Origin of the sequence: Mycobacterium sp. 1245801.1, from assembly GCF_001673055.1 — a bacterium.
GTDB lineage: Bacteria > Actinomycetota > Actinomycetes > Mycobacteriales > Mycobacteriaceae > Mycobacterium > Mycobacterium europaeum_A.
This window is the reverse complement of record NZ_LZKY01000091.1, coordinates 1-517: the sequence shown is the minus strand read 5'-3', so window position 1 is coordinate 517 and position 517 is coordinate 1. Positions and strand designations below refer to the sequence as shown.

The 517-nt window shown below is 69.8% G+C and carries 1 pseudogene; it reads right to left on the bottom strand.

Annotation, left to right across the window (positions count from 1 at the left end):
* Nucleotides 1–517: pseudogene (locus A5622_RS05620) on the bottom strand (mammalian cell entry protein); the annotation flags it as partial.

Sequence of the window (517 nt, the reverse complement as noted above, 5' to 3'; positions counted from 1 at the left end):
TGACCTCGGTGGGTCTGGCCGGCGACAGCGCCAAGATCAGCTTCAGCGTCGACCGCCACGTCGCCGTCGGCGACCAGCTTGTTGACCTGCTCGGCGCGCTGGGACAACACGCCGGTGACCGACTTCGCGTGCGCCAGAAGGCTTTGCAGCGCCTCGTCGCGGCGGTCCAGGGTGCGCGACAGCGACGTCACGCCGTCCAGCGCGCCGCGCAGCTCCGGGTTGGCGTCGTGCAGCGTGTCGGTCAGCACGTTCAGCGCCTTCTCGAACTGCGGCTTGTCCAGATTGTTGGCGTTTTGCCCCAAGTCCTCGAGCGCACCGGCGAGCGTGTACGGCGTCGTCGTGCGGCTGAGCGGGATGGTGGTCGCCTTGCCGCCACCGGCCGGGGTCACCGAGATGGAGCGCTCGCCGAGGATGGTGTCGGTGCGGATCGCGGCCAGCGACTGGTCGCCGACGGCGACGTGGCGGTCGACGCTGAAGCTGATCTTGGCGCTGTCGCCGGCCAGACCCACCGAGGTCA